Source organism: Streptomyces sp. BR123 (assembly GCF_013401435.1).
GTDB lineage: Bacteria > Actinomycetota > Actinomycetes > Streptomycetales > Streptomycetaceae > Streptomyces.
In genome coordinates this window covers 1-6,388 of record NZ_JACBGN010000372.1, presented here as the reverse complement: position 1 = coordinate 6,388, position 6,388 = coordinate 1, and the positions used below count along the sequence as shown (strand labels likewise).

The window sequence follows — 6,388 nt, the reverse complement described above, 5'->3', positions numbered from 1 at the left end:
AACTCCGACGTGAACGAGCGGCGAGGGCGAGGCTTCTTCTTCCCCATGCTCTCCATGATGGACATCATCCTTCCGGGACCGAAGCCCCTGATCACTGATGTCCGTCAAAGCGGATCAAGCCCAGTGCGGCGTTCGAAGTCGCGCGCCAGGCGGCGGCTTCGCATCAGGTGGGCGAAGAGACGCTCGACGACCCACCGCTTGGGCAGCACCACGAAGCCGCGCGTGTCGTCGCTGCGCTTGACGATCGCAAGGACCAGGGCGAACGCGGCCAGGCAGTGCTCGACGAGGCTCCGGTGTAGCCGCCGTCGGCCCGGACGAGTTCCAGCCGGTCGTGGGCGTCTGCCACCTGGGCGAGCAGCACCTTCGCGGCGGCGCGGTCACCGATGTCCGCGCTCGTGACCATCACGCCCAGCCGCAGGCCGAGGGTGTCGACCACGACGTGCCGCTTGCGGCCGTTGACCAGCTTGCCGCCGTCGAAGCCGCGGCTGTCGGCGCCGACGACGGCGTCCGCCTTGACGGACTGCGAGTCGATCACCCCCGCACTCGGCTCGGCATCCCGCCCGCTTTCTGGCGCACCCGGCCCCGCAGCCGGTCGTGGAACTCCTTGACCAGCACGTGGTCACGCCAGCGGCGGAAGAACGCGTAGACCCGGTCCCACGGCGGGAAAGTCGGCTGGCATCGCCCGCCACTTGACGCCGTTGTCCACGAGATAGTCCACCGCGTCCAGCATCGCCCGGTGGGGGGTATGCCTCCGGCTGCCCGCCCCGACCCCGCATCCAGCCCGGCACCGGCAGCAGCGGCCGGACCACGGCCCACTCCGCGTCCGTCATGTCCGAGGGATACCGCCGAACACGTTCCGGTGATCGGCCGCGTTCCCGAACCGGTGAGCGAGGCAATCACACGACGGAGCAGTCGAGTTGAACTCCACCGGCGCGAGCACGTACAACTGCGGCAACAGGGTCTCCTGGGTCTCGGTTGGCTTCGCAACCCCGAGCTACCAAGAGGCCCTGCCTTCATGCCCGCGCCCGGCCGCGATCACCCGATCGAGACTCCCGTTCGACGCCCACCCCTCAAGATCGGAACGACAACAGCTACTTAAACGGGCTCCGACCGATGGCCGGCCGCAGCTGGTTGACCTTGGCATGCCGGTCTTCACCGACCACGCACCACGGCTTCAGCCAGGATCGGGAGAGTCTGGATATCGGCCCTGATCCTGTCACCGAGCGAGTTCGGCTTGGCGAAGACCGCGGAACACCTCCTCGGTCGTCCATCCGCGCAGCGTGGCGTGGATCGATGAGCGGAATGCGGCTTCGGCCGTGGTGGCGTGGAGGGCCCCGGCCAGTTCGAGGGTCACAAGCCCATGGAGGGTTGCCCAGATCGACAGAGCGATCGCCGTTGCGTCGCCAGCGAGGACGGACGCCGTCAAGGCGCGTTCGATCGCCGCGAGGAGCGGACGGATCGGGTCACTGGCACCGACCTCTCCCGACGGGTCGAAGGACTGCACACCACCGAAGAGCACCGTGTACAGGTGGCTGTGTCCGCACCCCCAACGACGGTAGGCGACGGCCAGCGCGTAGAGGTCGGCGAGAGGATCCGCGGACGTCTGCACCGCCGACACGTCTTGGAACAGGCCGGCGACGGCTCTGTCGCGCACCGCCCCGATCAGCCCGTTCTTGCCACCGAACAACGAGTACACCGCGGTCGTCGATGCTTCGGCAGCAGCGGCCACGGCGCGGACCGTGACCGACTCCCGTGGACGGGTGGCGAGCATCTCGGTCGCGCACTCCACAAGCCGCTCTTTGACGGCCTCGTCGTTTGTTCTGGGCCTACCCACGGTCAGAAGCCTACCTTCTTTGATAACGTCGTTTTGAAACGATGTTCTGAAACTGTCGGAGGTCGCCGTGCCCACGTCCGCCATACGTCTCGTCCGCTTCACCGGACGCTTACTGCTGGCCCTGGCCGCCGTGGCGACGCTGGCCGTCGTCTTTCTCGCACTGATCGCCCTCACGGACGGGGCGGGTTCGGGGCTCGCCGCGTGGTTGACGACCCTGGGGGCCGGGACTGTCCTCGCGCTGCGGCGGGCCCGGCACCGCACCTGGCCGACGAAGCTCGTGCCGTTCCTGCCGGTGATCGTCGCGGCGGCGTTGACGGCGACGGTCTGCATCCCGACCGTGCCGACAGCCCGGCGGTACCCGCCCACGCTGCCGTTCGTGTCCACTCAGCACTGGAACCTGGCCACGGGCAGCCGGGTCGCGGTGTATCACTACCCGCCCGGGAACCCCGGCCCCCGGCATCCCGTCCCGTTCGTGTACCTCCACGGAGGACCCGTCCGCGGCATCTCGGTGCGAGACCACTGGTTTCTGCGACTTCTGGCACGCCAGGGCTACGACGTCTATGCCTACGAACAGGCCGGTGGCGGACGAAGCGACCTGCTCACCATGGACCAGTACACGGTCTCCAGGTCGGTCAGTGACCTTGCCGCGTTCGTCGACCGCCTGGACATGGGCACGGTCGACATCCTCGGATTCTCCGGCGGCGGAGTCGTGCTCACCCGAGCCCTGGCCGACCCTGACGTCGCCGCACGCCTGCACCGGGCGATCATCGCCGAGCCCGGGCCCATGGACGGCCCCACCGCACACATCACCGGGCACAAAGGCCGAGCATCAGCACGGGGCCTCGCGCCGGCACCGACCGGACCGCGATCGACGCACGTCCCCCGGTACGCCGTGGCATTCGGCCTCATGCGACTCGGACTCCTCACCCCCGACACCGGACTCATCGGGCAGGCCGAAGGCGACAACTCCTTCACCGCCGCCGACCTCGGCAGCGACACCGCATCCGCCTACTGCGCGCGCGACGCGCACCGCATCCCCCCCGAAGACACCGCACAGAACTTCTCCTTCAGCCCCGCCGCCAGCCTCCGCATCCAGCAGACAGTCAAGGACTCACCCTCCATCGCCCCGCAACTGAGGCGCTCCCGGACCCCTGCCATGCTGATGATCGCCGAGTGCTCCTCCCAGGTCCGTCAATGGGCGACCGCCACGCTTGCCAATGACCCCGCCATCCAGCGCACGCAGTACATGCCTGGAGTCGGACACCACATGTGGAACGGCCTCGACGACAACAACGACCGGGCCGTCGCCGTCATCACTGCGTTCCTTCAGGACAAGCCAGCCCCCCTGCCGAACTACCCGACCCGCGACGAGATCCCTACCTTCCTGCGCGACCACAAATGAAGGGGCCAGGTGGGAGCGGATGTCGCGCACGCTCATCCCGCGTGGTCGAGTTCTTCGAGGACGGTGTCTCGAATGCGGAGATTGCGCGGGCGGGGGTGTGTGCCGAGAGCGTGCGGCGATGGCGGCGGGCGTGGGAGGAAGGTGGTGCTTCGGCCCTGCGTGGAATTGCTGGTCTCCACCACCGGCATCGACCTCAACGCGATGTTGCGCGGCCTGACGGCTGGCAAGGTCGAGGCGGCGCCTCAGTCGCCGAACGGCGCGATCATCATCACGGACCGAGCGGTCGCCGAAGCGAAGTGCTGTATGGGGTGTGGCCGTGTACGCCGGTTCGGGCGGGCACGGCCACACCCATGCCCGTTGGTCCGGGGTACCGCCATCGGGTCCGGTGCGGCAGCGCAGGCGGCACCGTAGCGGTACCTGATCAGCAGGGAAGGAGAACGGCCATGGAGACGTGGGGTCTGGTGCTCGAGACCACGGTGGGTGCCGGCGAGCGCAAGCACATCGAGGCTTTCGTGATGGCACAGGTGGAGGGCGACAAGAAGGCGGCGCTGGCAGAGTTGGAAAGGCGGGCACGCGCCTACTGCCCGGAACACCCGCGCAGCCCCAAGCGCCGCCGGCTCTTCCGTCACGGTGACGGCTTCCTCCTCGTCGTCAACGGCGCTTGGCAGTCGTACGTCACCCGCTTCACCCTCGCCGAGCTCATCGAGGACAGCGACCGCCCCCAACCGCCCGAAGCGGAAGACCGTGCTTCGCCCGACGCGGAAGAAGTCGTGCCGCCCGCCACTCCGAAGCCGGCAGCGCCTCGGGGGATACCGCCGCCTGCCCGGGAATGCGAGACGACGGCATACCGGTGAAGCCGGCATGGCTCGGTCGCGCCGACGTCCCATGAGCGGCTCCCACGGGGCAGTGTCCACGCCGCCTCCGGCACAGCCCGTAATGCTGCATGTGAGCCCGTTCCTTGCCCACACGTGGACGGGCGACGTGGACGGGCAGGAAGGCGGAGGACCGCCGCCAGCGGTGCCTCTGCCGGATCCCTGAAGTTGAACACCATCGGCCCGGGTGGCAGTTCGCCCTGGACATCCTCGATGAACTCGCCGGCATCGCGCTGCAGTCCGCCGTCCTGACGGCGGACTGCAGCTACGGCGCATATGCGGCCTTTCGCCGCGGCCCGGCCACAGGGTCTGACCTCGTCCTCCACGTCAAGGCGGGCTGACTGCCCACGGCGGGGAGGCGGCGCCGCTCCGCCGAGCTGTCGCGGGCCCCAACGCTTCAAGGCTGGTCCATCGGCTCAAGGTGTCTTGCCATGGGCCGTGGTGAAGGGGAAACGGGGGGTGGCAGCATCCCCGGGAGCCGTCACGCAAGGCCCGAACGCCAGGCCCAGCCGGCTATCCCCACCCGGTTCCTCACCCGCAACTTGGCCTGCACGTTGGCCAGATGGGTCTTGACGGTGCCCGGGGTGACGACGAGCTCGGTGGCGATCTCGGCGTTCGACAGGCCCTGTGCGACCAGTCGGGCGATCTCCCGCTCGCGCGGGGTCAGCGGGTCCTGGGGGCGGGTGCGGCCGGGCTCGGGGGCCAGGTGGCGGAGGAGGCGGACGGTGATCTGCGGACTGATCAGGGTGTCACCGGCCATCGCGGCCCGAACCGCCTCGATCAGCAGCGTCGGACCCGACCGCTTGAGCAGGAAGCCGCAGGCGCCGTGCCGCAACGCCGTGTGCACGTAGTCGTCGAGCTCGAAGGTGGTCACCACGATCACCTTCGTCTCCGGGGCGAGCAGCCGGGTCACCTCCAGACCGTCCCGCTTCGGCATCCGGATGTCGGCGAGGACCACGTCGGGACGCAGGGTGCGGGCCAGGTCGACGGCGGCCGCGCCGTCGGCCGCCTCGGCGACGACGGTCATGTCCGGTTGCGAGTCCAGGACGAGCCGGAAGCCGCTGCGTATGTCGTCCTGGTCGTCGGCGATCAGGATCCGGGTGGCGGTCATGTGGTCCTCTCCAAAGTGGGCTCGCCCGGCCCGGCAGGAGGCGGGGAGACGGGCGGGGTCGGCAAGGTCGCCGTCAGTGTCCAGCCGTCCGGGCCGGCGGTCGTACGCAGGTCCCCGCCCGCCGCGCGGACCCGCTCGGAGAGGGCGACCAGGCCGGTACCGCCGCGTTCACGAGGCGTGGGCGGCGACGCGGAGGCCCCGTCGTCCGCGACCGTGAGCCGTACGGCCCGGCCGTCGAAAGCCAGGCGCACGTCGACGCGGGTCGCACCGGTCGCGTGCCGGCGTACGTTCGTCAGCGCCTCGGTGACCACGCGGTGCACGATCGCGGCGGCCTCCCTGGACAGCGCGCCCTCGACTCCCTCACCGATCCCGATCCGCGCGCGGACCCCGCCCTCCGTCTCGAACCGGCTTATCAGCTCGACGACTTCAGTCGTTCCCGGAAGCGGTTCGCGCAACGCTCCCACCGTGCGGTCCAGGGAGGTGAGCGCGGCCAGACCGACCCGTTCGATGCGTTCGAGCGCGGCGACGACGGCGGCCGGGTTCCGGTCGGCGACGAACCGGGCGGCTTGCGCCTGGGCGACGATCCCGCTGATGTCGTGGGCGACGAAGTCGTGCAGGTCGTGCGCGAGCCGCAACTGCTCGGCGCGCTCGGCCTCCCGTACGGCGTGAGCCCGCCGACGCTCCGTCAGGCGCGGATAGCCGCCGACGGCCGCGGCGCCGGCGGAGGGCAGGCACCAGAAGGCGGCCATGCCCGCGGCCTCGAAGAAAGAGGCGTCCGGCAGCAGTGCGACCGTCCACAGCGCGGTCGAGGCGGCCGCCACCGCGCCACCGGCCAGCGCCTCGACGCGTGGCGCCCAGCGGTATGCCGCCGCTTGCACCGGCACGAGCAGGCAGGCCCCGGCGAACAACGCCCGCGACTCGTCGTACGTGCCGTCCAGCGTGAGCAGCGCGGAGAGCAACGTGGCCCCCGACAGCCCGGCGAGCCGCCCCGCCGCTCGGCGAGCCCACCTCCGCACCCGCGCCGGCCCGGCGAAGAGCGTCAGCACCGTCGCACCCGCCGGCAGTACGGCCAGTACGAGCGTCCCGACGGACGCCGGCACGGGCACCGGCACCCCGAGCACCAGGAACGCCCCCGTCACATGATCACCCCCGGCCCCACTCTACGGACC

7 protein-coding genes are annotated in these 6,388 nt (G+C 70.2%); 3 read left to right on the top strand and 4 right to left on the bottom strand.

Annotation, left to right across the window (positions count from 1 at the left end; genetic code table 11):
- Positions 1-163: 163 nt before the first annotated feature.
- Positions 164-535, bottom strand: a complete 372-nt coding sequence (locus HYE82_RS32910; RefSeq protein WP_179177875.1) for a transposase — start codon at positions 533-535, stop codon at positions 164-166.
- Positions 536-1,216: 681 nt separating this feature from the next.
- Positions 1,217-1,834: a TetR/AcrR family transcriptional regulator gene (locus HYE82_RS32905; protein WP_179177876.1), complete on the bottom strand. Its 618-nt coding sequence runs from the start codon at positions 1,832-1,834 to the stop codon at positions 1,217-1,219.
- A gap of 67 nt (positions 1,835-1,901) precedes the next feature.
- On the opposite strand from HYE82_RS32905, the gene HYE82_RS32900 reads away from it, so the two are divergent.
- The 3 genes from HYE82_RS32900 (at position 1,902) to HYE82_RS39590 (ending at position 4,449) form a co-directional block, all read left to right on the top strand.
- Positions 1,902-3,236, top strand: coding sequence for an alpha/beta fold hydrolase (locus HYE82_RS32900; RefSeq protein ID WP_179177874.1), 1,335 nt, complete (start codon positions 1,902-1,904; stop codon positions 3,234-3,236).
- Positions 3,237-3,679: 443 nt separating this feature from the next.
- Positions 3,680-4,090, top strand: a complete 411-nt coding sequence (locus HYE82_RS32895) for a hypothetical protein (protein WP_256987994.1) — start codon at positions 3,680-3,682, stop codon at positions 4,088-4,090.
- Between the two features lie 104 nt (positions 4,091-4,194).
- Positions 4,195-4,449, top strand: coding sequence for a transposase (locus tag HYE82_RS39590; RefSeq protein ID WP_179177873.1), 255 nt, complete (start codon positions 4,195-4,197; stop codon positions 4,447-4,449).
- A 140-nt stretch (positions 4,450-4,589) separates the two neighbouring features.
- Here HYE82_RS39590 and HYE82_RS32885 read toward each other — a convergent pair whose 3' ends face one another.
- Positions 4,590-5,219, bottom strand: coding sequence for a response regulator transcription factor (locus tag HYE82_RS32885; protein ID WP_179177872.1), 630 nt, complete (start codon positions 5,217-5,219; stop codon positions 4,590-4,592).
- Entirely contained in the window at positions 5,216-6,358 is a 1,143-nt protein-coding gene (locus tag HYE82_RS32880) for a histidine kinase (protein ID WP_179177871.1), read from the bottom strand. Before HYE82_RS32880 ends, HYE82_RS32885 begins: the two co-directional genes overlap by 4 nt.
- Positions 6,359-6,388: the final 30 nt, after the last annotated feature.

Bases quoted from the DNA above. Each gene is read 5' to 3' on its own strand.
- HYE82_RS32895 (WP_256987994.1), top strand. From the start codon at position 3,680: ATGGAGACGTGGGGTCTGGTGCTCGAGACCACGGTGGGTGCCGGCGAG.
- HYE82_RS32885 (WP_179177872.1), bottom strand. From the start codon at position 5,219: ATGACCGCCACCCGGATCCTGATCGCCGACGACCAGGACGACATACGC.